Origin of the sequence: Roseobacter sp. EG26 (assembly GCF_049830555.1) — a bacterium.
Taxonomy (GTDB): Bacteria; Pseudomonadota; Alphaproteobacteria; order Rhodobacterales; family Rhodobacteraceae; genus Roseobacter.
Genome location: NZ_JBNBLH010000005.1, coordinates 221,907 through 244,415 on the forward strand (window position 1 = coordinate 221,907; position 22,509 = coordinate 244,415).

20 protein-coding genes and 1 tRNA gene are annotated in these 22,509 nt (G+C 59.8%); 12 read left to right on the top strand and 9 right to left on the bottom strand.

Annotated elements, in window-relative coordinates:
• Positions 1 to 68: 68 nt before the first annotated feature.
• Positions 69 to 143 (bottom strand) — tRNA-Thr (locus ACOTTU_RS13265).
• Positions 144 to 559: 416 nt separating this feature from the next.
• Here ACOTTU_RS13265 and murA point away from each other — a divergent pair.
• The 5 genes from murA to ACOTTU_RS13290 all read left to right on the top strand — a co-directional run bounded on the left by murA (position 560) and on the right by ACOTTU_RS13290 (position 4,688).
• Entirely contained in the window at positions 560 to 1,828 is a 1,269-nt protein-coding gene (murA, locus tag ACOTTU_RS13270) for a UDP-N-acetylglucosamine 1-carboxyvinyltransferase (protein ID WP_425658676.1), read from the top strand.
• Entirely contained in the window at positions 1,825 to 2,292 is a 468-nt protein-coding gene (locus ACOTTU_RS13275) for a DUF2948 family protein (protein WP_425658677.1), read from the top strand. Before murA ends, ACOTTU_RS13275 begins: the two co-directional genes overlap by 4 nt.
• A 67-nt stretch (positions 2,293 to 2,359) precedes the next feature.
• Positions 2,360 to 3,667, top strand: a complete 1,308-nt coding sequence (gene hisD / locus ACOTTU_RS13280; RefSeq protein WP_425658678.1) for a histidinol dehydrogenase — start codon at positions 2,360 to 2,362, stop codon at positions 3,665 to 3,667.
• Between the two features lie 79 nt (positions 3,668 to 3,746).
• Positions 3,747 to 4,226, top strand: coding sequence for a UPF0262 family protein (locus ACOTTU_RS13285; protein WP_298920530.1), 480 nt, complete (start codon positions 3,747 to 3,749; stop codon positions 4,224 to 4,226).
• Entirely contained in the window at positions 4,227 to 4,688 is a 462-nt protein-coding gene (locus ACOTTU_RS13290; protein WP_298920528.1) for a low molecular weight phosphatase family protein, read from the top strand.
• Positions 4,689 to 4,763: 75 nt separating this feature from the next.
• Here ACOTTU_RS13290 and ACOTTU_RS13295 read toward each other — a convergent pair whose 3' ends face one another.
• The 5 genes from ACOTTU_RS13295 to ACOTTU_RS13315 all read right to left on the bottom strand — a co-directional run bounded on the left by ACOTTU_RS13295 (position 4,764) and on the right by ACOTTU_RS13315 (position 8,870).
• A complete protein-coding gene (locus tag ACOTTU_RS13295) occupies positions 4,764 to 5,243 on the bottom strand; it encodes a hypothetical protein (RefSeq protein ID WP_425658681.1) in 480 nt (159 codons plus the stop codon).
• Positions 5,240 to 5,407, bottom strand: coding sequence for a hemin uptake protein HemP (hemP, locus tag ACOTTU_RS13300; RefSeq protein WP_425658966.1), 168 nt, complete (start codon positions 5,405 to 5,407; stop codon positions 5,240 to 5,242). Before hemP ends, ACOTTU_RS13295 begins: the two co-directional genes overlap by 4 nt.
• Positions 5,407 to 5,571, bottom strand: a complete 165-nt coding sequence (locus tag ACOTTU_RS13305) for a hypothetical protein (RefSeq protein WP_298920522.1) — start codon at positions 5,569 to 5,571, stop codon at positions 5,407 to 5,409. Before ACOTTU_RS13305 ends, hemP begins: the two co-directional genes overlap by 1 nt.
• A 282-nt stretch (positions 5,572 to 5,853) precedes the next feature.
• On the bottom strand, positions 5,854 to 7,098 hold the full coding sequence (locus ACOTTU_RS13310; RefSeq protein WP_425658683.1) for an NAD(P)/FAD-dependent oxidoreductase: 1,245 nt from the start codon (positions 7,096 to 7,098) through the stop codon (positions 5,854 to 5,856).
• An 80-nt stretch (positions 7,099 to 7,178) separates the two neighbouring features.
• Entirely contained in the window at positions 7,179 to 8,870 is a 1,692-nt protein-coding gene (locus tag ACOTTU_RS13315; RefSeq protein ID WP_425658685.1) for a thiamine pyrophosphate-binding protein, read from the bottom strand.
• 141 nt (positions 8,871 to 9,011) lie between these two features.
• On the opposite strand from ACOTTU_RS13315, the gene ACOTTU_RS13320 reads away from it, so the two are divergent.
• On the top strand, positions 9,012 to 9,767 hold the full coding sequence (locus ACOTTU_RS13320; protein ID WP_425658686.1) for an aspartate/glutamate racemase family protein: 756 nt from the start codon (positions 9,012 to 9,014) through the stop codon (positions 9,765 to 9,767).
• Here ACOTTU_RS13320 and ACOTTU_RS13325 read toward each other — a convergent pair.
• The 3 genes from ACOTTU_RS13325 to ACOTTU_RS13335 all read right to left on the bottom strand — a co-directional run bounded on the left by ACOTTU_RS13325 (position 9,761) and on the right by ACOTTU_RS13335 (position 12,609).
• Positions 9,761 to 10,831 carry a saccharopine dehydrogenase family protein gene (locus ACOTTU_RS13325; RefSeq protein WP_425658688.1) on the bottom strand — a complete coding sequence of 357 codons (1,071 nt, stop codon included), beginning with the start codon at positions 10,829 to 10,831 and terminating at the stop codon, positions 9,761 to 9,763. The two genes, ACOTTU_RS13320 and ACOTTU_RS13325, sit on opposite strands and share 7 nt — an antisense overlap.
• Positions 10,832 to 10,936: 105 nt before the next feature.
• Positions 10,937 to 11,605: a GntR family transcriptional regulator gene (locus ACOTTU_RS13330; protein WP_425658689.1), complete on the bottom strand. Its 669-nt coding sequence runs from the start codon at positions 11,603 to 11,605 to the stop codon at positions 10,937 to 10,939.
• A gap of 101 nt (positions 11,606 to 11,706) precedes the next feature.
• On the bottom strand, positions 11,707 to 12,609 hold the full coding sequence (locus ACOTTU_RS13335; RefSeq protein WP_425658690.1) for a LysR family transcriptional regulator: 903 nt from the start codon (positions 12,607 to 12,609) through the stop codon (positions 11,707 to 11,709).
• A gap of 93 nt (positions 12,610 to 12,702) precedes the next feature.
• On the opposite strand from ACOTTU_RS13335, the gene ACOTTU_RS13340 reads away from it, so the two are divergent.
• The 6 genes from ACOTTU_RS13340 to ACOTTU_RS13365 all read left to right on the top strand — a co-directional run bounded on the left by ACOTTU_RS13340 (position 12,703) and on the right by ACOTTU_RS13365 (position 22,506).
• A complete protein-coding gene (locus ACOTTU_RS13340) occupies positions 12,703 to 13,356 on the top strand; it encodes a class I SAM-dependent methyltransferase (protein WP_425658692.1) in 654 nt (217 codons plus the stop codon).
• Positions 13,357 to 13,466: 110 nt separating this feature from the next.
• The gene (locus ACOTTU_RS13345) at positions 13,467 to 15,869 is read left to right on the top strand and encodes a GcvT family protein (RefSeq protein ID WP_425658694.1); all 2,403 of its coding nucleotides are present in this window, start codon (positions 13,467 to 13,469) and stop codon (positions 15,867 to 15,869) included.
• Positions 15,866 to 17,410, top strand: coding sequence for a trimethylamine methyltransferase family protein (locus ACOTTU_RS13350; RefSeq protein ID WP_425658695.1), 1,545 nt, complete (start codon positions 15,866 to 15,868; stop codon positions 17,408 to 17,410). Before ACOTTU_RS13345 ends, ACOTTU_RS13350 begins: the two co-directional genes overlap by 4 nt.
• Positions 17,411 to 17,413: 3 nt before the next feature.
• Positions 17,414 to 18,100: a TetR/AcrR family transcriptional regulator gene (locus ACOTTU_RS13355; RefSeq protein ID WP_425658697.1), complete on the top strand. Its 687-nt coding sequence runs from the start codon at positions 17,414 to 17,416 to the stop codon at positions 18,098 to 18,100.
• A gap of 116 nt (positions 18,101 to 18,216) precedes the next feature.
• On the top strand, positions 18,217 to 19,338 hold the full coding sequence (locus tag ACOTTU_RS13360) for an efflux RND transporter periplasmic adaptor subunit (protein WP_425658699.1): 1,122 nt from the start codon (positions 18,217 to 18,219) through the stop codon (positions 19,336 to 19,338).
• Between the two features lie 9 nt (positions 19,339 to 19,347).
• Positions 19,348 to 22,506, top strand: coding sequence for an efflux RND transporter permease subunit (locus ACOTTU_RS13365; RefSeq protein WP_425658701.1), 3,159 nt, complete (start codon positions 19,348 to 19,350; stop codon positions 22,504 to 22,506).
• The last annotated feature ends 3 nt before the right edge of the window (positions 22,507 to 22,509 follow it).

The window sequence follows — 22,509 nt, forward strand, 5'->3', positions numbered from 1 at the left end:
TTGGGAAGCCGACTAGGTAAAGCTTGCGGTCGATTTCGTGGAATTTTAACTAAAAAATCAGTGGCTTATGGTGCTGCTGGAGAGAATCGAACTCTCGACCTCTCCCTTACCAAGGGAGTGCTCTACCTCTGAGCTACAGCAGCCTATCCATTTCAGAGCATCAGGACATACGCCCTACTAATACCCTACTAATTTTCACCACGCCCCTCTAACTCACTGTTCGAACACACGAACTTGGAATGGACCTGCCCATTACCAAGGGAGTGCTCTACCTCTGAGCTACAGCAGCGCCGACGTGGCGGGTGATTAGACCCTAAAGCGGATCGGTGCAAGCCTAATCTGGACCCTCCCCGCAGCCTGCGTTAGACAAGCGTCATGGCGCAGGAAGATCAACCCGGCAGACCCGCAAAATCGGGTAAGACACGCGAAGATAGGCTAAAAGCCGCGCTGAAGGCGAATCTTGCCCGACGCAAGGCCCAAAGTCGTGCACGGGCCAAAGATCAAGCGCGGGATACAGGCACGTCTGCTGGCGCAGGCAACAATAAGGACGCATAAGCGTATGGATTCCATTCTTGTCAGAGGCGGCGGCCCGCTGAGCGGGCAAATTCCGATTGCGGGGGCAAAAAATGCCTGCCTGACACTCATGCCGGCCACATTGCTGACCGATGAACCACTCACATTGATCAATGCCCCGCGCCTCAGCGACATCCGGACGATGACGCAGCTACTGCAATCGCTGGGCGCGGAGGTGACCTCCTTGCAGGAAGGTCGGGTCATCGCGCTTTCAAGCCATACGATCAGCAACCACACCGCCCATTACGACATCGTTCGCAAGATGCGCGCTTCCATACTGGTTCTGGGCCCGATGTTGGCGCGCGAAGGGCATGCGGTTGTCTCCTTGCCCGGCGGCTGCGCGATCGGCGCACGTCCCGTCGACCTTCATCTCAAGGCGCTGGAGGCCATGGGCGCGCAGCTTGAGCTAAAGGATGGCTACGTTCACGCCAAGGCGCCAGGCGGTTTGAAAGGGGGCGAAGTTGATTTCGAATTTGCCTCTGTCGGCGCCACCGAAAATGCTCTGATGGCCGCGACGCTTGCCAAGGGAACGACCGTTTTGAACAATGCCGCCCGCGAACCTGAGATCGTTGATCTCGCCCGATGTCTGCGCACCATGGGCGCGCGCATCGCAGGCGAGGGTACGTCGATCATCACCGTTGAAGGGGTGGACCGTCTTGGCGGGGCGACCCACACGGTCGTCACGGATCGCATCGAGTTGGGCACCTACATGTTGGCCCCTGCCATCTGCGGTGGCGAGGTGGAGCTTTTGGGCGGGCGGATGGCGCTGGTCGAAGCGTTTTGCGAAAAGCTTGATGCGGCCGGCATCGACGTCGCCGAGACCGACAATGGGCTCATCGTCAAAAGCCGCAACGGCGACATTCGTGCGGTGGATGTCACCACCGAACCTTTCCCGGGGTTTCCCACCGATCTTCAGGCCCAGATGATGGCGTTGCTATGTACCGCCAACGGAACGTCAGTGCTGGAGGAACGGATTTTCGAGAACCGCTTCATGCACGCGCCCGAATTGATGCGTATGGGCGCGGATATTGACGTACAAGGCGGCACAGCCACCGTAAAGGGCGTGAAGAAGCTCAAAGGCGCGCCCGTCATGGCAACGGATTTGCGAGCGTCGGTGTCTCTGATTCTGGCCGGGTTGGCTGCCGAAGGTGAAACCCGCGTCGGTCGGGTCTACCATCTTGACCGTGGGTATGAACATGTGGTCGCCAAACTGTCCGGCGTGGGCGCAAACATCGAACGGATCACCGAAACATGACAGACGCACGCTTTGAAGACGCCCGTGAGACGCCGCTCAATCTTGGGGCTCTGGATACCGACGACCTCTCCGTCCTCTCGGCTCTGGCGCAGGATGCGGTGTTTCCCGCAACTGAAATGCGCTGGGATCGCACGACCCGCCGCTTTGCCCTGCTGATCAACCGGTTTCGCTGGGAAGAAGGCCCCGCGCGGACGGCGGCGCCCGAACGTGTGCAATCCTTGCTGGTTTTCGAGAACGTGAGCGCCGTTGCCAGCAATGGGATCGACCGCAAGGACGCCGATACCGTCTTGTCGGTTCTGTCCGTGGTCTTCGAAGAAATCGACGCGCCCGCAGGTCATGTTTTGCTGACACTGGCAGGAGACGGGGCGATCCGCTTATCCGTGGAGGCGCTCGAAGCCTCCCTGAAAGACGTGACCAAACCTTATGTGGCCCCTTCCAAAAAAGCCCCGCACCACCCGGAGTAACCCCACCCTTCCTGCTCATTCCCGCCCCCTGCCATGAACCTTGGGGTGGCCCGTCAGAGGTCCGACAATGCCCGTCTTTCTGAACGCAAATGACGCTGATTTTGAGGCGGCTTTTCTGCAATTGCTCAGCGCAAAGCGGGAAGACAGCCCCGATGTCGACGACGTGGTTGCACAGATCATTACAGATGTGCGCGCGCGGGGCGACGCGGCGGTGATAGAGTTGACCGAGCGTTTTGACCGACTTTCGCTGACCTGTGAAACATTGCAGATCCAACAGGATGAAATCGACGCCGCCGCGGCCTCTGTACCGCGTGAACAACGCGACGCTCTGACGCTGGCGGCAGACCGCATTCGGGCCTATCACGAAAGGCAACGTCCCGAGGATGCGCAATGGAGCGATGCGGAAGGGGCCACATTGGGATGGCGCTGGACCCCGGTGGCGGCCGCCGGGCTCTACGTGCCTGGTGGGCTCGCCTCTTACCCTTCATCAGTGCTGATGAACGCGATCCCAGCCAAGGTCGCCGGAGTGCCACGGCTGGCCATGGTGGTGCCGACCCCGGACGGGGCGCTCAATCCGATGGTATTGGCGGCGGCACAATTGGCCGGCGTAGACGAAATTTACCGTATCGGAGGGGCGCAGGCGATTGCAGCGCTGGCCTACGGAACCCGGACCATTGCACCGGTCGACAAGATCACCGGACCCGGCAATGCTTTTGTTGCCGCCGCAAAACGGCGCGTTTTTGGCAAGGTGGGTATCGACATGATCGCCGGACCTTCCGAAATTCTGGTGATTGCCGATGCGGATAATGACCCCGACTGGATCGCACTTGATCTGCTGAGCCAGGCTGAACACGATGAAAGCGCGCAGTCGATCCTGATCACCACTGATCCCGACTTCGGCCAAGCGGTTGCGCATGCGATTGAGGCCCGCCTGCAAACGCTTGACCGACGCGCGATTGCATCGGCAAGCTGGCGCGATTTCGGTGCCGTCATCATCGTCCCCGATCTGCCAACTGCGGCGGCATTGTCGGACCGGATTGCCCCTGAGCATCTCGAACTTTGCGTGGCCGATCCTGATGCTCTGAGCGCGCAGATTGCCCATGCAGGTGCGATATTTCTGGGTCAATGGACGCCTGAAGCCATCGGCGATTACATCGGCGGGCCCAACCATGTACTGCCCACCGCGCGATCAGCACGTTTTTCCTCCGGCTTGTCCGTGCTCGATTTCATGAAACGCACTACGCTTGCGCGGATGACGCCGGGCGCTCTGCGGGCCATTGGCCCGGCTGCTGAAACGCTTGCGCAGACCGAAAGCCTTGAAGCCCACGGTTTGTCGGTCACCGCAAGGCTGCGCAAACTGAACGATCCTTCGTGACCGCCGCCTTGGTCATTGCTCTTGGGCAAGGACCTGCGCTAAGCATTGCCAGTTCGCTTTTCGTGTAAAGAATCCCATCATGTCCCGTATTTCCAATATCATCCTCGACGATTCCGGCCTGCCTCCCCCCACACCCGAAATCGAACAAGAGCGCCGCGTCGCCATGTTTGACCTGCTGGAAGACAACACCTTTGTGCTGCCCGATCGTGAGGGTCGCAACATCCCGCCCGGTCCCTATCATGTGGGGCTCGCCATCAAGGAAAAGCGGCTCGTCTTTGACGTGAACACGGAAGATGCTGAAAAGGCTGCGGAATTTCACCTTTCGCTGGGGCCGTTCAGACAGGTGGTCAAGGACTATTTCCAGATTTGCGAAAGCTATTTTGAAGCTGTAAAGAAATTGCCCCCCAGTCAGATCGAGACCATTGATATGGCGCGGCGCGGCATTCACAACGAAGGTTCCCGCGTGCTGCAGGAACGCCTCGAAGGCAAAGCGGAGGTTGATGTCGACACCGCGCGGCGCCTGTTCACGCTGATCTGCGTCCTGCACTTCGGGGGCTGAATGAGCAACGAGCTTCCTCAGTCGGTATTGTTTTGCTGCGATCACAATGCAGTGCGCTCGCCAATGGCCGAAGGGATCATGAAGAAGCTCTATGGCACCGGCACCTATGTCCAATCTGCAGGCGTCACCAATGACATGGAGATTGATGGGTTTTCCATTGCGGTCTGTCAGGAGATGGATGTGGAATTGTCGCGCCATCGCAGCCGCAGCTTTGACGAAATGGAAAACTGGGGAGATGATCTTGGCTCTTTTGATCTGGTCATCGCGCTGAGCCCTGCATCGCAACGCAGGGCGCTCGATTTGACGCGGTTTTATCATCTTGAAGTGGAGTATTGGCCCATCCTCGACCCGACCGGGCTTGGAGAAAGCCGCGAAGCAAAGCTTGTCAGCTATCGGCAGGCGCGCGACCAGATCAAGGAAAGATTGCTGGATCGTTTTGGACCGCCCACCGAGATGATCTGAAGGGTTTTCGGCGGCAATCGTGTCGATAACGCCGCAGCCGGGCGTGACCCAACGTCCCAAGTCATTTGCAATAGGTCAGTGAATTGTAACCCCTGCGTGGCCATCTGGTGCCATGTCGCGCGGAGATTTCATGTCCATCCGTTTCAAAGCAAGGCCGAAATCCGATGCCAATGACGCAACAAGCGGGGCGACATCCGGACGGACCAGCAGCGTGGCGATGAGCAATGCGTCTTCACGATCGCCTTCCGCAGCAATCGCCACGAAATTGGCAAAACAAGCCTCATCTGCGCCAATGCAACGGCATTCCACTGCGTGCCGCATTAGCGGACGACGTCCGTGCCGACCGCAAAGTTCCAACAGTTGCTCGAAAACCCGCATGGCTTTGAGCCCATGCGCGTCCCCCAAAAATCTTGCAAGATCGCTGCAGACCTCCGCCTGCCTTTGCGGCCCTTCGCTCCATAATCTGAGATAGATGATGGAAGCCGCCTCGATACTGGTTAGCTCTGTCAGGAAGCCAACCGCCGCGCCGCCGCGTCTCTCTGTGTTTTCGTTCATTTTGTCAGGATCAGCTTGCCGGCGCGCGTGATCCGCAACACGTAGATTTTATCCTCATAGATGATTTGAGCCAATCCACCACCTTTGGTCAGTTCGCTTGCATCATATGTCGGTGCCTGCTGGGCAGGGGGATGCGGGCGTTCATTGACGGAATGAAAGGACATCATTTACGCCCCGCTGGCGGATCGAGCCGATCGATGACCCATTCCATATTGAAGCCCGCCAGCCGATCCGTCTGCCATAACAGCTCCGCCAAAATCGAAGTGCCGCCGAACTGTGGGCTTGGGCTTGTCTGGAAATCAGTCAATTCTCGAGTTTCTCTAGCCATCCTGGAAGTCCTTTCATCGCTACAATGTCGGGCTTCCCCTGATGATATTGGGGTGGCTGGAACTCCCCTTATACCTGATAGATTTAATCAGGTATGTCAACGCCTGAATTTCAGCGTGTTTTTTGAAGCGGCAATTTGCGCGTTATCGACCCCGAAAACCCGGCCCTAGCGGTCGAGGAGCAACCGACCAGACGTTACTCTCAATATTTTCAACGAATTATGGGTTTGCAAAGTTACACCCAAAACTTTGCAAACTACTTTTGAAGATAGGGAAGCCGATGTCTAGCCCTTCGAAAACCTATTCGGGCTGTAAATGTCCAAGTCGATGTTTGCGCCACGTCCCGTCAGCATCCCCGCCACAAGACGGCCGGTTTTTGGGCCACCCGTCAGGCCGATGTGGTGATGGCCAAAGGCCGCGAGCACGCCTGAATTGGCAACTTCTCCGATCAACGGCAGACTGTCCGCTGGCGCAGGACGATGCCCCAGCCACTCCTGCTGACCTGCATAGTTCAGATCAGGGAAGGCCTCGGCAACCTTCCGGCGCAACAACTCAAGCGGCGCTTTCGAAGGACCGGCTTCAAGCCCGCCGAACTCCACCACACCGGCACAGCGCAACCCCGCCGCCATGGGGGTGGCCACGAATTTACCGCTGGTGACCATCATCGGGGCGCGGGGGCCATTTTCCGCACCTTCAAACACGATGTGATACCCACGTTCACTTTCCAGCGGGACAGAAATCCCAAGCTTTTTCATCAGCGGTTTTGACCACACGCCGGTTGCCAGAATAACGCGGTCGCAGACCAGTCGGCCCGCCTTGGTGACCACCCCTTTGATCACGCCGTCGGCCATGTCGAAATCGACCACTTCCGCTGTGCTGATCACCCCACCTTCGCTCTGGAAAACGCGGGCCAGCGCCGCCACATAACCGCCGGGGTCGCGAATGAACCCATGATTTTTCATTGTGGCCAGACAGCCAATCGCAGGGGAAAGATTGGGTTCATGTTCCTGCACCTCCTTGCCTGCACGCAATATCGGTTCAAACCCTGCATCACGGCGCAAAGACCACACATAGTTGTCCGCTTCAAAGGCGGCGGTATCCTTGTAGGCAAAGTGGTATTCGCTGTCAGTGACCCAGCTTTCAGCCTCCGTCCCGCGGGTCAGCGCCTTGTGCTGTTCCACAGCGTCGCTGACGATCGGCGTGAGGCCCCGCGCAATGCGCCGCGTATCCGCGTCATTGGCATGGCTCAGATAGCGCATCAGCCAAGGCACAACTTTCGGCAGATATCGCCACTTGAGAAACAGCGGGAAATCCGGGTTCAGCAGCATCCCAGGCCCTTTGTAGATCAGACCGGGTGCGGTTACTGGCACCATCGAACAGGCGGCGAGAACACCGGCATTGCCATAAGAGGTGCCCTGCCCTGGCGCTGCGCGGTCGAGTAGCGTGACATCCAGCCCATATCTGCGCAACCAGATACCGGTGGAGACCCCCACGATGCCTGCGCCGATAATAACGATTTTTTGAGCCATGCCCCACCTATTGAACCGATCCCGAGATCACATTGACCACAGATTTCATAGCGTCAATCGATTCTCTGATAGGGGGCAGATCACCCCATCCAGCGGCGCACAGGTGCATTGCTTTCCTCCAGGGGTTGGGTCACCACATCGACCAGAGACGGGCCCTCATGAGCAATCGCCCTGCGCATCACCGCCTCGAGGTCCTGAGGGGCCTCCACCTTCCAGGAGATGACACCATAGGCCGCAGCCACCGCAGCCTGATCCACACGGGTGAAATCCACATTGTGGTAGCGCGCGCCCTTATCATCTTTCTGGCTGGCCTTGATCCACCCGAACGCGCTGTTGGAAAACACGACATAGGTGATATTGGCGCGCGCCCGGCAGATGGTTTCAAGCTCCCCGCAGGTGAACCCGAATGACCCATCCCCCATCAGCGCCAAGACCTTGCTGCCCGGTCGCCCGAACCACGCCCCCAGAGCTGCCGACATTGCATAGCCCAAAGCGCCATGGGCACGGTTGGTGATGAAGTGACGCCCGGCCTGTGGCAGTTGGTAGTAGGCCGAGAAATAGGGACAACTGGTGCCCGGATCTGAAACGACCGTGGCGTCTGCGGGAAGCAGTTTCTGCAAGGTATCGATCACGCGTTCCGGGCGGATGGGGGTCTCATCGCTTGCCGCCAGCTTGTGGAATGCCGCAAACTTGCGGCGTTTGATCTCCGCTGCCGCGGCCGCACCACCAAAGGTGGCGTGCCCCTGACCCCGCGCGTCCAGAAGACTATTGGCCTCTGCGAGCGCGAGGCGCAGATCGGCAACAACGCCCACCTCAGTGCGGTAATTTGCCCCGATTACCATTGGATCGCTGTCAAAATGTATGATCCGGCTGCCGGGCCTCGGGGCTTCCCAGCGTGCGGTGGTGGTGGACCCGGCCCGACATCCCATGAACACCACGAGATCCGCCTCTGCCATGGCCTCCCAGGTTTCATCAGTCCCACCATTGGAGCCGACAACGCCAACGGCGCAAGCATGCGTCTCAGCTAGCGATCCCTGACCGGAAATGGAGGTGACCACGGGGATATCAAGCCGGGTCGCAAGCCTGTCGAGCTCCTCCATGGCACCTGCAATAACGACACCGCCCCCACAGACGATCACCGGGGAGTTGGCTGACAGGATCGCGTCAATCGCGGCCTCAACGGCACCCGGCGCGGCAGCCGTGGGATAGGCCGGATAGCTCTGGTGCATCGGATCTGCCCAGATATCATCAGGATCGACCGGATCATACTGGATGTCGTAGGGAAGCCCCAGATGCGCCGCCCCGGGCCGGCCCGTGGTCATCGCCCTGAATGCCATACGTACCATGCGCGGCACATGGGCCGCCTGTTTGATGACCGTATTCCATTTTGTGACCGGGCGCATGAGCGCCTCCTGATCCACTTCGGTCAGCGGGTATTTTCCGTAGGTGCCAACCGAGATGTCCGTCGTCAGGCCCAAGACCGCATATGAGCTTTCACTTGCTTCGATCAACCCGGGCAGGATGTAGGTAGCCCCACCTCCGGAAGGGCCCTCGCACACGCCCGGTCGACCGGTAACGCGGGAATACCCATCCGCCATATAGGCCGCAGAACGTTCATCCCGCGTCAGAACATGGGTGATCCCGTGGTTCATCCCACGCATGGCATCATAAAGCGGCAGGCTGGTGTCCCCGCAAAGCCCGAACACGTGACGCACTTTGTGGGCGTCGAGCATGCGGATCATCGCTTCCGCGCCATTGAGGGTGTTGGCCATGGTGATTCTCCCGGTGAGCCCTTTCGGTTCAATTGTATGCATACCTGTATACAATTTTGTTTCAAGCAATCATTCGCCCTGTCCGAACCACATTGTTCATGTTATGCGGAAAGCCGGTTGATCAACTCGGAGATAGCCTGCATGGCCCTTCAGCAGGGTGGTAAAACAGTTTACGGTGCCACTGTCGGCATCCTGATGCTGGAAACCAGATTCCCCCGTATTCCCGGCGACATTGGCAACGCGACCACATGGCCCTTCCCCGTGCATTACCGCATTGTGCAGGGGGCAACGCCTGATCTGATCGTGCGCCACGATGCGCGCGCCATGCGAGACGCGTTTATCCGCGAAGCACAGGCGCTTGTTCAAATGGGGTGCGACGGGATCGTGACCAACTGCGGGTTCCTTTCCATAATTCAGGACGACCTCAAGACCGCTCTGGGCGTCCCGGTTGCCAGTTCGTCGCTGATGCAGGTGCCGATGATCGCCCAAACGCTTCCACCCGGTCGGCGGGTTGGCGTTTTGACGATCTCGAAAGACAGTTTGACACCCGACCATCTTGCCGGTGCGGGTGTGCCACTGGATACACCTATTATGGGAACGGATGCAGGCAGGTGCTTTTCCGAAGCGATCCTATCAGATCACAACGAGATCGACTTTGACGCTTGCAGGTGTGACCTCATTGATGCCGCGCGATCACTGGTCGCATCACATGACGGCATCGGCGCCATCGTTCTGGAATGTACCAATATGGTTCCCTACGCCCGCGACATCCGGCTGGCGACGGGTTTGCCGGTCTATTCGATCTACACCTTGGTCACCTGGTTTCAGGCAGCCCTGTCACCGCGACGTTTCCCCAGCGAACTGGATGATCCGCGCCAGGGCTTCCTGTCTCAGTAAGCGCCATGATCGGCATAGGCAGATCCGGTGCGCGTCTTCAAGAATGCAGCGAGGGGCACCTCTTCCTGTTTCAGGAAACCGGCGTTGGGCAGGGTCCCGTCGCGCACCATCTCTATGATCCCAACCACTGAGGACGCGGTGGTCCAGGCAATTGCCGTACGCCGATGCCCGGCCAGCGTGATCGGTTTGTAGCCCCGCACAAATTCGCGGCGCGCAAGCTTGTCTTCGATCAACCCTTCGGCCGAAACATGCACATAGACGATATCGTCTTCGACAGGGGGCTTGGCGTTGACCAGAATTTCGCCGGCCTGCTTGCGCCGGTCGCGCATCAGCAGTTCGTGAAAGAAGAAATTCATCAAATCCACATGCCCCGGATACCGCATGGTCTTGTAGTCAATGTTGGGCACTCTCCCCAGATAGGTGTCGCACATGGTGCCGAGACCACCCGAAGTAGTAAAAGCCTCCAGCTCGGTGCCATCAATATAGAGCTTCTCGATCCACTCCATCGGGGACACGGTCTTGATTTCGCCGTCCTCCAGCACTTCGCAATCGTTGAGATATTCATTTACGACACCTTCCGGCGACCAATTGAAGGAATAACCCATCAGTCCGGTCGGATTCTGCGGCAAGGCACCAACGCGCATCTTGCAGGCCCTGCATTCGGAAAACTGACCAATCAGATCGGCCCCGACAATCCCGACAAACCCCGGTGCAAGACCACATTGCGGAGCCATCAGCCCCTTGGAGGTTTCCGACAATTCCATGATCGCCTTGGTCGTAGGCACATCTTCGGTGAGGTCGAAGTAGTGAATACCGACAGCATGAGCAATCTCCGCAACCGGTGTGTTCAGATGATAGGGCAAGCAGGACAGGACCGCATCAGCGGCCTGAAGCTCCGGCGCAAATTTCGCGGGATCGGACAGGTCCAGGACCTTTGTCATAAACGGCAACTCCCGCGATTTGGCACGCACATCAATGCCGGTGACGGCAAAGCCAGCGTCGTGCAGCAACTCGCCCGCCAATGTGCCGACCTTGCCCAATCCCAAAACCACGATGCGATCCATGGCGCCCCTCCCCGATGTCTTCATTCAACGCATGTCAGATGCGCCATGCAAAGCCGGTTCAAGCACCATTGGCAACCGCCAAAAAGCTGAAATCCGAGAATGATCCTATCCCGGAACGTAAAGCCGCAGCACGGCTTTGCGCGCCGCTTCAGTGGCCTGCTCCCTGCGCCGGGTGATGTGGTCGCGCATTGCAGCAACAGCCGCTTCGCCGTCGCGGGCCTGAAGCGCGGTGATGATCTGAAAATGATGCCGCGGGGTGATGCCGTGCAATTCTTCCATGTCGATCCAGCGCACAAAGCGCAGTCGCGCGTTCAGATTGGCAAGCAGCCGCGCCATCTCACGATTGCCCGACAGGCGAACCATCCGCATGTGGAATTCTTCGTCCAGATTGACCAGCGTCTCCACCGGTGAACCATCGTGATATTGCTGCTCGGTCTGTTCGAGAAAAGCTATGATGGCGTCAATGTCGTCATCTGTGGCCCGGCCCGCCGCGAGCCAGACCGCCTCACATTCCACCGCTTGTCGCGCCTCATAGAGATCGAGAATATCACCGGGGTCCAGCGACCTGCAGGAAAACCCCTGTCCGGTCTGAAAGGTCAGGAAACCTTCGGCTGACAACCGGTTAAGCGCCTCCCGCAGAGGCGTTCGGCTGGTGCCCAGCGTTTTCGCCAGATTTAACTCGTTGATCCGCTCACCCGGTTTGAAAGCAAAGGCGACGGCCATGTCCCGCACTGCATGATAGACACGGTCGGCACTGCTCTGCCCCAAATTCATCTGCGTCCCCTCCTCTGTCTGCCTCAACGTGGTCGGGCCTCTTTTGCAATGCTCTTCCTTTTAGGCGGCCCAGGCAAGTCGACCAACCCCGATAAGGCAAATCACGCAACTGCGGGGAGCGCTTTATATTGCGCGACCAGCCAGTCAAAGACCAGTCGCACGCGGCGACTTGAGTTGACCTCCCGATGGGCAACAAGCCATACATCATATTCAAAGGCTGGCAACCAGGGCGCGGCGCGTGCAACCTCTGGGTCCGCGTCCCCGATGCGCGCAGCCATAACCCCGATGCCCATTCCTTCGCGAACCATTTGCCATTGCACCAAATGCGCCGCCGTTCGAACCGGAAACTGCGCGTCGCTCAATCGCAACCCGAAGTTATTGAGCGCCTCGACGAAATCTTCATTGTCTTCGAACCCCAAAAACTCCGCCGACGACAAGGCTTCCGCAGATTGAAACGGCCCATGCTGATCGAGGTAGTCACGACTGGCGTATAGATGGGCAGCTTCGCGGGTAAGTTTGCGGGCGATGAGTTGGGGGTCGGTCGGACGCACCGTGCGGATGGCGATATCAGCCTCGCGACGTCGCAAATCACGCATGTTGTTGGTCGCGACAAGCTCGATTTCGATGCCCGGGTGCTTCTTGCGCAATCCGGCGATCATTGGGGGAAGCAGATAGGCCGAAGCGACTTCCGTCGCGGTGACCCGCACCGTGCCTTCGATGGTCGTGGCCTGCCCTGAGGCCGTCATGGAGATGTGGCTGGCGGCTTCACCCATGGCGCGCACATGATCGACCAACGCCAGACCATTGGCCGTCAGCGTCAGCCCACGCCCGACACGGTCGAAAAGCAGCACGCCCAGTTCTTCCTCCAATGCTGCGACCTGTCGTCCCAGCGTTGGTTGCGTCACACCCAAAGCGCGCGCCGCCGCCGAAAGCGAGCCCTCTTCCGCGGTAACCAGAAACGCGCGGGCGCGGTTCCAGTCGAATTTCATTGACCTCCAATCCATGCAAAAATGCATATCAACAACGCGAAATTCGTCAATTTATTTTCCATCAACGCAGAGCTAAACCTCCGCATTGCAATTGCTTGAGGTAACCAAATGACGACCGCCCCTATCACATCGCAGAAAAAATTTGCCGGATCAGGTTTTTGGAACAGGATCGCAAATCGCTACGCCAAAAGCCTCGTTGCGGATCAGGAAACCTATGAGCGCAAACTGAAAATCACCCGTTCTCATCTGAAACCGCACATGGATGTCATGGAATTTGGCTGCGGCACTGGCTCAACCGCTCTGATCCATGCGCCATTTGTGAAACACATCCTTGCATTGGACTTCTCTGAACAGATGATTCGCATCGCGCAGGACAAAGCCCGGGATCAGGGCATCGAAAACGTGACATTCATGACCAACCGGATCGAGGACTTTGATCCCCCCGCGCATCGCTATGACGCGGTTCTGGGAATGAGTATCCTGCACCTTCTGCCGGATCAGCGCAGGGCCATCGCCAAGACCTTTGACATGCTCAAACCGGGTGGGTATTTCTTTTCCAGCACGGCCTGCCTGAGCGGGGAAATGTCGTGGTTCCGGCCAATTATCGCGATTGGCTCAGCCCTGAGGCTCTTGCCGAAGGTTGCGTTTTTCACGGTGGAGGAGCTGCAGTCGATGTTGCAAGACGCTGGTTTCATCATCGAAACCTCCTGGAAACCCGGCCCCCGCAAGGGTGTATTCATCGTCGCCAAAAAGCCCCGGTAGCACGTATCTGAATCAATTTCTTGACGGACGATATCCTTTGACCTTAGCGTCTGCACAGCATTGTACACTACTGTACAGTGCTCGCAATCTGGGCATCGGGAGGGTCCTTCATGAAATCGCATTACCGTGTCGTTGTCATTGGGGGCGGCGTTGTCGGCGCTTCGGTGCTTTATCATCTGGCCAAACTGGGCTGGCGCGATGTCTGCCTGATCGAGCGCTCGGTGCTGACCGCGGGGTCAAGCTGGCACGCGGCGGGTGGCATTCATGCGTTGAACGCGGACCCCAATATCGCGCAGTTGCAGGCCTACACCATTGATCTGCTGAGTGAAATCGAAGCGGAGAGCGGTCAGAACATCGGCTTGCACATGACTGGCGGGCTGACCATGGCCGGAACACCTGATCGCTGGGAATGGTTGCAGTCAGCGTACCGCACGTTCCAGTCCATCGGCATTCACGACTGCCGCCTTGTCTCCGTCGAGGAGGCCGTGGCGCTGAACCCGATCATGTCTGGCGAGGGGTTGCTGGGGGGCATGTGGGCCGACCGCGAGGGCTATATCGACACCACCGGCACCGTGCACGCCTATGCGGGGGCTGCCAAAAAGCGCGGCGCGGATGTGATCGAACACAACCGCGTGATGGAACTGAACCAGACGCTGGAAGGCTGGGAGGTGGTCACGGAAAAAGGCACGGTGTCCTGCGAACATGTGGTCAATGCGGCGGGTCTCTGGGCCAAGCAGGTGGGCCGTATGGCGGGGGTGGAACTGCCGGTCTCCCCGCTCAATCACCACTACCTGATCTCCGACACGATCCCGCAGCTTGAAGAGATTGATTTCGAAGTGCCCATGACCGTGGATCTCGAAGGGTTCACCTATCTGCGACAGGATCAGAAAGGCGTGCTACTGGGCATCTATGAAATCAACCACCAGCACTGGATGATGGATGGCGCGCCCTGGGAATACGGGTTTGAGCTGCAACAGGAAGATCCGGACCGCATTGAAAATGAACTGACCCTCGGGTTTGAGCGTTACCCCTGCCTGCAGGAGGTCGGCGTCAAAACATGGGTCAACGGTGCCTTCACTTTCTCGCCCGATGGCAATCCGCTGGTGGGCCCGGTGCCGGGTAAACGCGGCTACTGGTCGGCCTGCGCGGTCATGGCCGGTTTCCTGCAAGGCGGCGGGGTCGGCAAAAGCCTCGCCGAATGGATGATCCACGGCGCGCCCGAAGCGGACGTCTACGGCATGGATGTGGCCCGTTACGGCACCTGGGCCGAGAACAAGCAATACATCAAGGAGACCACGGGGCAGTTCTACACCCGCCGCTTCGTGATGACCTACCCCAACGAACAATTGCCTGCGGGCCGACCGTTGAAAACCGCCGGGGCCTATGCGGATATGACCGCTGCGGGTTGCCAATGGGGGCAAAGCTGGGATCTGGAGGTGCCGCTCTATTTTGCCGAACCGGGGTTTGAGGAAACGCCCTCGCTGCGCCGCTCCAACGCGCATGCCATCGTGGCGACGGAATGCAAGGCGGTGCGCGAAAAGGTGGGTCTGCTCGACATCACCGGGTTTTCGCGTTTCGAGGTTTCCGGGCCAAATGCAGAGCGCTGGCTGGATCGTATCATGGCCTCGAAACTGCCGAAACCGGGCCGCGCGCGCCTTGCGCCGATGCTGGCCGAAGACGGGCGTCTCAAAGGGGATCTGACCGTCTTTAACTGGGGTGACGGCACCTGGTGGATCATGGGCAGCTACTACCTGCGCGCCTGGCACATGCGCTGGTTTGACGATCATATGGAGGATGGCGTCACGCTGCGCGATCTGGGCGAAGATACGGGCGGCTTCTCTCTGGCCGGTCCCGCCGCGCGCCGGGTCATTGAAAAACTGACCGATGGTCCGGTGGCCGATCTGCCCTTCATGGGCTGCGGCGCTTTCGACATTGGGCTGCTGCGCTGCAAGGTCGGCAGGCTGTCCGTCGCGGGTGAGCTGGGCTATGAAATCCACTGCCGGGCGGGTGATCACGCCACGTTAAGGCGCATTCTGCTGGAGGCCGGTGCGGATGAAGGCATCCGCGAATACGGCTTCAACGCGCTCCTGAGCCTGCGGCTGGAGAAGAGCTTCGGCATCTGGAATGCGGAATTTACCCAAGGCTACACCCCCGGCATGACGGGCATGGATCGCTGGATTGACTGGGATAAATCCTTTGTCGGCAAGGATGCCGCCTTAGCGGAGCGCGACGGCAATGGCCCTGCGCAGGTTCAGGTGACGCTGGAAATCGCGGCGGAGGGTGCTGATGCCAGCGGCTATGAGCCGATCTGGTCCAACGGCACTCAGGTCGGGTTCGTGACCTCGGGCGGTTTTGGTCACACAACCGGCAAATCGCTGGCCATGGCGCTGATCGACCGGGATCAGGCCACCCCGGGAACGGAAGTGTCGGTGCATGTGGTGGGTATTGAACGCGCCGCCCGCGTCATCCCCGCCTCCCCCTATGATCCGGACGGAAAGGTGATGCGGGAATGACGCTGCGCGAAAACACGGGCCGCAGACGCACGCGGCGGGGCGGCGGGGCGCATGCCCATGCGGTGCGCAAGGTCGATTACCGCACCCTGCGCAACCCTTTCCCGCCCATGTCGGTGTTCAGTGATGACCGGATCGAGGCCATTCACGAGGCAGCACTCAACGTGCTTGAAACCCTTGGTATCAAGGTCCTGCTGCCGGAGGCGCGGCGATTCCTGCGCGCGGGTGGTGCAACCGTCGATGACACGCGCGAGATGGTTTTTATCGGGCGCGACATCGTGGCGGCGGCTCTCGCCAGCGCCCCAACTTCGATCCCCGTCAAGGCGGGTGCACCCCATCGCGACATCACGCTGGAACTTGGCAATCTGGTCTTTCAGCCCGGCGCCGGTGCACCACACGCCACCGATATTCTGCGCGGACGCAGGCCCGGCACCGAACGCGACTTCCGCGAGCTTATCCAACTGACCCAGCATTTCGACGTGCTGCATATGGTGCCGCCGCTGATCGAGCCACAGGACGTACCCACACATCTGCGCCACTATGCGACCATGCAGGCACAATTGTCCCTGTCCGACAAACTGCCCTTCGTCTTTTCGCGCGGCACACCACAGGTCCAGCAGAGCTTTGAGATGCTGCGCGATTTCCGTGGGCTTTCCGACGCTGAATTTGCCGCGCAGTCGCATTGCTACACGATCATCAACACCAATTCCCCGCGCACAATCGACATCCCCATGGCACAGGGCCTGATTGATTTCGCCAAAGCCGGGCAAGTCAGCATTGTCACGCCTTTCACGCTGATGGGGGCCATGGCACCGATCACCGTCGCCGGGGCGATGACGCTGAGCCATGCCGAAGCGCTGGCCGCCATCACGCTGACCCAACTGGTGCGCCCCGGTGCACCGGTCTGTTACGGCACGTTTACCTCGAATGTGGACATGAAATCAGGCGCGCCCGCCTTTGGCACGCCAGAGCATTTCAAGGCCAGCCTTGCCGCAGGGCAGCTTGCGCGCAAACTGGGCCTGCCCTGGCGCTGCGCCAGCGGGTCGGCGGCCAACCTCAATGACGTTCAGGCAGCAAGTGAAACGCAGTTCGGCACCTGGGGATGCCTTCTGTCCGGAGCCACGGTGGTGATCCACGCCGCCGGCTGGCTGGAGGGCGGGCTGACGGTCTCTTATGAAAAACTGATCACCGATCTGGAGGTCTTGCAGATGGTGGCCGAGCTTTGCGCCCAGACGCCCGCACAGGACGCCGACATCGGGCTGGATGCCTTGGCAGAAGTCCAGCCGGGCGGGCATTTTTTCGGCGCGGCCCATACCATGGAGCGCTATCAGACGGCGTTTTACGAGCCCCTCATTGGCGATCTGTCCAATTTCGGCACCTGGGAAGAGCGCGGCGCCAAGGACACGACCACCCGCGCCAGCGAGATGTGGCAGCGCATTCTGAACGAGGCAGAAGGCCCCGCCGTGGACGCGGACGCGCTGGCACATATGCAGGACTATATTCGCACCCAAACCGACGCGGGCGGCGCGCCGCCGGAAAGCTGATCCTTGAGCCCTCCTGAGACCTCCCCCCCCGCGCCTGATGACGCACCTGAGCTTGTCGGCAACATCAAGGTGACGCGACAGGATTGGCTGGATGCCGCCCGCGAGGCGCTGATCGAACACGGCGTCGAGGGGGTGAAAGTTCAGCTTCTGGGCGCGCGGCTCAATGTGTCACGCTCCAGTTTTTACTGGTATTTCAAATCCCGGCAGGACCTTCTCGACGCGCTTCTCGATCACTGGCAGCAAACAAATACGGCTGCGCTAATTGCCAAGGTGGAAACCCCCGCCAAAACGATCACCGAGGCCGTCAGCAATATCTTTCGATGTTTTGTAAATCCGGATCTTTTCAACACGCGGCTCGATTTCGCGATCCGTGACTGGGCGCGCCGCTCTGATGAGGTTCGTGCCGTGCTACGCGCCTCCGAAACCGAACGGCTCGAAGCGCTGCGGTCGCTTTTTGTGCGTTTCGGCTACCCGGAACTTGAGGCCATCGCCCGTGCGCGCATCCTCTACTACATGCAGATCGGCTACGATGACGCGCAATTGAATGAACCCATGCAGGAGCGCAGCCGGTTGAATGCCAGCTATATTCTGGGATTCACCGGGCAGGAGCCGACCCCCGATGAGGTTGACGCAATGGTGGCCTATACGCAGGAGATCGAAGCGCGTAAGCTGGCGAAATCTCGCGACTAATTTACCCCAGCGTGATCTTTTAAGCGGGATTCCGTTTCGTTAAGTGCTAGGTGATCGGCACGGGTGTTTGCAAACTGCATGCAACGCTTAGACGTGATGACTTCAAAAGGCTTCGCATGACCAGATTTTTCGTTTCATTGCCGTTTATCAGCCTCGTCGCGGCAAGTGCCTTGGCCCTGGCAACCAGCGGCGCGCTGGCGCAGGGGCGCGCGGCTTCGGTCGGTGTTGAAACAGTTGAAATGCAGAGCATTGCAGAAACCGTTCCGCTTTTTGCCGAAGTGGTGACCGCCAGAGAAGGCACGATAGCCAGCCGCATCGCCGGAACCGTCGAGGTCGTCCACGTGCTGGAAGGTGACGCGGTTACAGAAGGCGACGTGCTGGCAGAACTCGACACTGAACTTCTGGAAATTCTGGCCCGGCAGGCAGAAGCACGCCTTGCCGAGGCAAGCGCCGGGATCGCCACCGCCGCATCCCGTGTGGACAGATCCACCAAGGCGCTTGGGCGGATCGAGGGGTTGCGGGGAACAACGTCCTTCTCGACCAGCAGGTTTGACGAAGCACAAAGCGATTTCTTTGAAGCGCGCGGCCAGCTGGCCGAAGCCGAAGCCCGGGTGCAGACAGCCAAAGCCAATGCCGCCGAAACCCGCTACCAGCTGGAACGCGCCAAAATCAGAGCGCCTTTCTCGGGCATCGTGCTTGAGGTGGATACCAATCCCGGTGAGTACATCAGCTCCGGTGCATCGGTTGTGTCTCTTCTGGACACGCAGGCTTTCGAGATCGAGGCCAGCGTCCCGGCCAAATACATCCGCGTGCTGGAACCGGGCCTGCAGGTCACCGGCGTCACGGAAGCAGGCGAAGAGCTGGCCCTGACGGTGCGCGTTCTGTTGCCGGTGGAAAACACCGCGACCCGGACCCGGCCGGTACGGTTTGCTTCACCCGCTCTGATGGAGATGCGCACGGTGGCCATTGGCCAGTCGATCACAGTATCTATCCCGATCAGCGCCCCGCGCGAAGTCCTCTCGGTTCCCAAGGATGCGCTGGTACAGGCGCGCGGCGGGTGGATGGTTTTTGTCTCCGAGGAAGGTCAGGCACAGCCTCGCAACATTCAGATCGGCGTGGCCCTGGGCAATCGTTTCGAGGTTCTGGATGGTTTAAACGCAGGCGATGTGGTGGTCACGCGCGGCAACGAACGTCTGCGACCGGGTCAACCCATTGCCCCGATGAACGCAGGCAACTAGGGGGCAATCGTGGACATCATCCGTTTTGCGATTGACCGCCCCGTCGCCGTTATCGCCGCCGTCGTCATGGCCGTTCTCTTTGGCATCCTCGCGGTCACGCGCATCCCCATTCAACTGGCACCGGATGTGCGCAAACCGATCGTCGTCATCACGACAGATTGGCCCGGGGCCGCACCCTCGGAAATAGAGCGCGAGATCATCAACCCGCAGGAAGAGGCGTTGCGCGGTCTTGAAGGTCTCGACATCATGACCTCGCGCGCCCGTTCTGGTGAGGCGGAGGTGACGCTGGAATTTGGCATCGGCTCGGACATGAGCCAATCCCTGCTTCTGGTTTCCAACAGGCTCGACCGGGTGGGCGACTATCCTGATGAGGCCGGAGAGCCGTCGCTCGACACGTCAGGTGCGGATGACAGCCCCATTGCCTGGGTACTGCTGAGCGCCAAGGAAGGCAATACGCGCGAGATGCCCACTTATGGGGACTTCGTTGAGGACATCATCAAGGACCGGCTTGAGCGGGTCGAGGGTGTCTCTGCGGTGAATGTATTCGGCGGGGTTACCCGCGAGTTGCAGGTCGTGGTTGACCCGCGTCAACTGGCGCGGTTCGGGATGACTGTGCCCGATGTCGTCCGGACCCTTCGCAATGAGAACATCTCCCTCTCGGCGGGGGATGTGGAAGAAGGTAAACGCCGCTACGTGGTGCGCGCCGAAGGAAACCTCAACACCGCAGCGGCCATCGAGGAAGTTGTCTTGCGCTCAGAGCGCGGCGGCAGCGGGTCGGGCCGGGTGCGCGTGGGCGATGTGGCCGATGTGGGGTTCTCCTATCGCGACCCGACCGCAAGGTTGCGATTCCGGGGGGAGCCCGGGCTTGCCTTCAACATCGTGCGCGAACCCGGGGCGAATGTCATTGCCACCATGGAAGCCGTGCGCCGCGTTCTGACCGAGCTGAATGACGGCCCGGTGTCTGATGCCGGCCTCAATATGAGGCAGGCCTATGACGAAACCGTCTACATCAACGGGGCCATTGATCTGGTCACCCAGAACATCTGGATCGGCGCCATGCTCGCGGCTGCAATCCTGCTGGCCTTCCTGCGAAGTCCGCGCGCCACGGCGGTCGTATCTCTGGCAATCCCGGTCAGCGTCGTGGCAACTTTTGTGGCCATGGCCGCGACCGGGCGGACGCTGAATGTAATCTCGCTGGCGGGCATCGCCTTTGCCGTGGGCATGATCGTCGATGCCGCCATCGTGGTGTTGGAAAACATCTACCGGCTGCGGGAACAGGGTAAATCGCGTCGCGAAGCGGCCTACCTCGGCGCCAAACAGGTCTGGGGTGCCATTCTTGTGTCGGCCCTGACAACCGTGCTGGTCTTCATCCCGATCCTGATCATGCAACTCGAAGCCGGGCAGCTTTTCCGCGATATCGCGGTGGCCATTTCGGTCTCTGTGTTGTTGTCGCTTGTCGTCGCGGTCACCGTGATCCCGGCACTGGCCAGCCGGTTGTTACAGCAAGGCACCCACAGCACGATGAAGGTCTGGGGCCTCGATCATCTGGCACGGGGGTTTCATCATCTTGTCATGTCCTACGTGCGGATGACCGTGCGGTATCGTGCCATCGGGCTGATGATGGTGGCCGCGATTGCCGGCAGCGCAGCCGCCGCAACCTTCCTGTTTCTGCCGCGCTTGGAATACCTGCCAGAAGGCAATCGCAACCTTGTTTTCGGGCTGATCATCCCCCCACCCGGATATAACCTCGAAACCACCCAGACCATCGCGCAGCGGATAGAGGCAACGGCGCGCCCGCTCTGGGAAGCCGCGCCAGAAATCGCAATGCCCGACGGCACGCCGACAATTGAAAACTTCTTCTTCGTGGCCACCCCCGGAAACAGTTTCGTAGGGGCCGCCGCCGTTGACGGGACACGTGCGGGGGACCTCATACCGGTTCTGTCCGGGCCAATCTTTGCCGAACCGGGCACCTTCGGCTTCATGACCCAGCCGTCCCTCTTCGGGCGTGGTGTCGGCGGGGGGCGCACCATTGAGCTCAATATCTCCGGCCAGGACCTAGACGATATCCTGTCGGTAGCCGGTCAGGCCGCTGGCACCATCGCGGGTCTGCTGCCGCGCGCCGAAGGCCATCAATTCCGTCCGATCCCCGGTCTTGAACTGGGGGCACCAGAGGTGCGTCTTGTGCCCGACAGGCTGCGGCTGGCAGATGCGGGCCTCACGGCCTCGGATCTTGCCCTGACAGTGGATGCTTTCAACGACGGGCTGCGCGTGGCAGAGATCACCGTGGGCGCGGAACGGCTGAACCTGATGCTCAAGGGCGATACCGGGCTACAACTTGCCCAGCGCACGCAGGACATCGGCAATTACCCGGTGGTGACACCTTCGGGACAGATCGTGCCGGTCAGCGCCCTTGCGGATGTGATCGTGACGGCCGGCCCTACCGAAATCAGGCATCGGGACCGGTTGCGGACCGTCACGTTGGAAGTGCGCCCCTCGGATGCCTTGCCTCTCGAAGCCGCCGTAGAATTGTTGCAGAATGAAGTTGTATCGGTTCTTCAGGAGCGCGGCCTGCCAAACGGCATCCGCATGAGTGTGTCCGGCACCGCCGACCAGCTCAGCCAGACCTGGGACGCCATTCAGATCAACCTTGCGGTTGCGCTTGTCATCGTGTTCCTGGTGATGGCCATTCTGTTCGAGAGCTTTGTTCTGCCACTGGTCATTCTGATCTCGGTACCGGTTGCCGCAGCTGGGGGTGTTGGTGGGCTGGCCTTGCTGAACCTGTTCCAGACCCAGCCGCTCGACATGTTGACCCTGCTGGGGTTCATCATTCTGGTGGGGATCGTTGTGAACAACGCGATCCTCATTGTGCATCAGACCCTGTTTCACCTGCGCGACGAAGGCATGGCGCCCATCGACGCCATTGAGGAAGCCACGCGCAACCGCATCCGTCCGATTTTCATGTCAACGCTGACCAGCGTGTTTGGCATGTTGCCCCTGGTGATCTTCCCCGGAGAGGGATCGGAGCTTTACAGCGGATTGGGGGCCGTGGTTGTGGGCGGGCTGTCGATGTCGGCGTTTCTGACACTTCTGACGGTACCGCCCTTGTTGCGGCTCTGCGTGCGCACCCCGAAACCGCAAGAGGACATGCCCGCCACACCGGCGCAGTGAAAT

What these genes read in the sequence shown, in the direction of transcription:
- ACOTTU_RS13295 (WP_425658681.1), bottom strand. Translation starts at nt 5,243, where the DNA reads ATGAACGAAAACACAGAGAGACGCGGCGGCGCGGCGGTTGGCTTCCTG.
- ACOTTU_RS13340 (WP_425658692.1), top strand. Translation starts at nt 12,703, where the DNA reads ATGACGACCGCCCCTATCACATCGCAGAAAAAATTTGCCGGATCAGGT.
- ACOTTU_RS13325 (WP_425658688.1), bottom strand. Translation starts at nt 10,831, where the DNA reads ATGGATCGCATCGTGGTTTTGGGATTGGGCAAGGTCGGCACATTGGCG.
- ACOTTU_RS13320 (WP_425658686.1), top strand. Translation starts at nt 9,012, where the DNA reads ATGGCCCTTCAGCAGGGTGGTAAAACAGTTTACGGTGCCACTGTCGGC.
- murA (WP_425658676.1), top strand. Translation starts at nt 560, where the DNA reads ATGGATTCCATTCTTGTCAGAGGCGGCGGCCCGCTGAGCGGGCAAATT.
- ACOTTU_RS13290 (WP_298920528.1), top strand. Translation starts at nt 4,227, where the DNA reads ATGAGCAACGAGCTTCCTCAGTCGGTATTGTTTTGCTGCGATCACAAT.
- ACOTTU_RS13310 (WP_425658683.1), bottom strand. Translation starts at nt 7,098, where the DNA reads ATGGCTCAAAAAATCGTTATTATCGGCGCAGGCATCGTGGGGGTCTCC.
- ACOTTU_RS13275 (WP_425658677.1), top strand. Translation starts at nt 1,825, where the DNA reads ATGACAGACGCACGCTTTGAAGACGCCCGTGAGACGCCGCTCAATCTT.
- ACOTTU_RS13350 (WP_425658695.1), top strand. Translation starts at nt 15,866, where the DNA reads ATGACGCTGCGCGAAAACACGGGCCGCAGACGCACGCGGCGGGGCGGC.
- ACOTTU_RS13305 (WP_298920522.1), bottom strand. Translation starts at nt 5,571, where the DNA reads ATGGCTAGAGAAACTCGAGAATTGACTGATTTCCAGACAAGCCCAAGC.
- ACOTTU_RS13335 (WP_425658690.1), bottom strand. Translation starts at nt 12,609, where the DNA reads ATGGATTGGAGGTCAATGAAATTCGACTGGAACCGCGCCCGCGCGTTT.
- ACOTTU_RS13330 (WP_425658689.1), bottom strand. Translation starts at nt 11,605, where the DNA reads ATGAATTTGGGGCAGAGCAGTGCCGACCGTGTCTATCATGCAGTGCGG.
- ACOTTU_RS13285 (WP_298920530.1), top strand. Translation starts at nt 3,747, where the DNA reads ATGTCCCGTATTTCCAATATCATCCTCGACGATTCCGGCCTGCCTCCC.
- ACOTTU_RS13360 (WP_425658699.1), top strand. Translation starts at nt 18,217, where the DNA reads ATGACCAGATTTTTCGTTTCATTGCCGTTTATCAGCCTCGTCGCGGCA.
- hemP (WP_425658966.1), bottom strand. Translation starts at nt 5,407, where the DNA reads ATGTCCTTTCATTCCGTCAATGAACGCCCGCATCCCCCTGCCCAGCAG.
- hisD (WP_425658678.1), top strand. Translation starts at nt 2,360, where the DNA reads ATGCCCGTCTTTCTGAACGCAAATGACGCTGATTTTGAGGCGGCTTTT.
- ACOTTU_RS13315 (WP_425658685.1), bottom strand. Translation starts at nt 8,870, where the DNA reads ATGGCCAACACCCTCAATGGCGCGGAAGCGATGATCCGCATGCTCGAC.
- ACOTTU_RS13345 (WP_425658694.1), top strand. Translation starts at nt 13,467, where the DNA reads ATGAAATCGCATTACCGTGTCGTTGTCATTGGGGGCGGCGTTGTCGGC.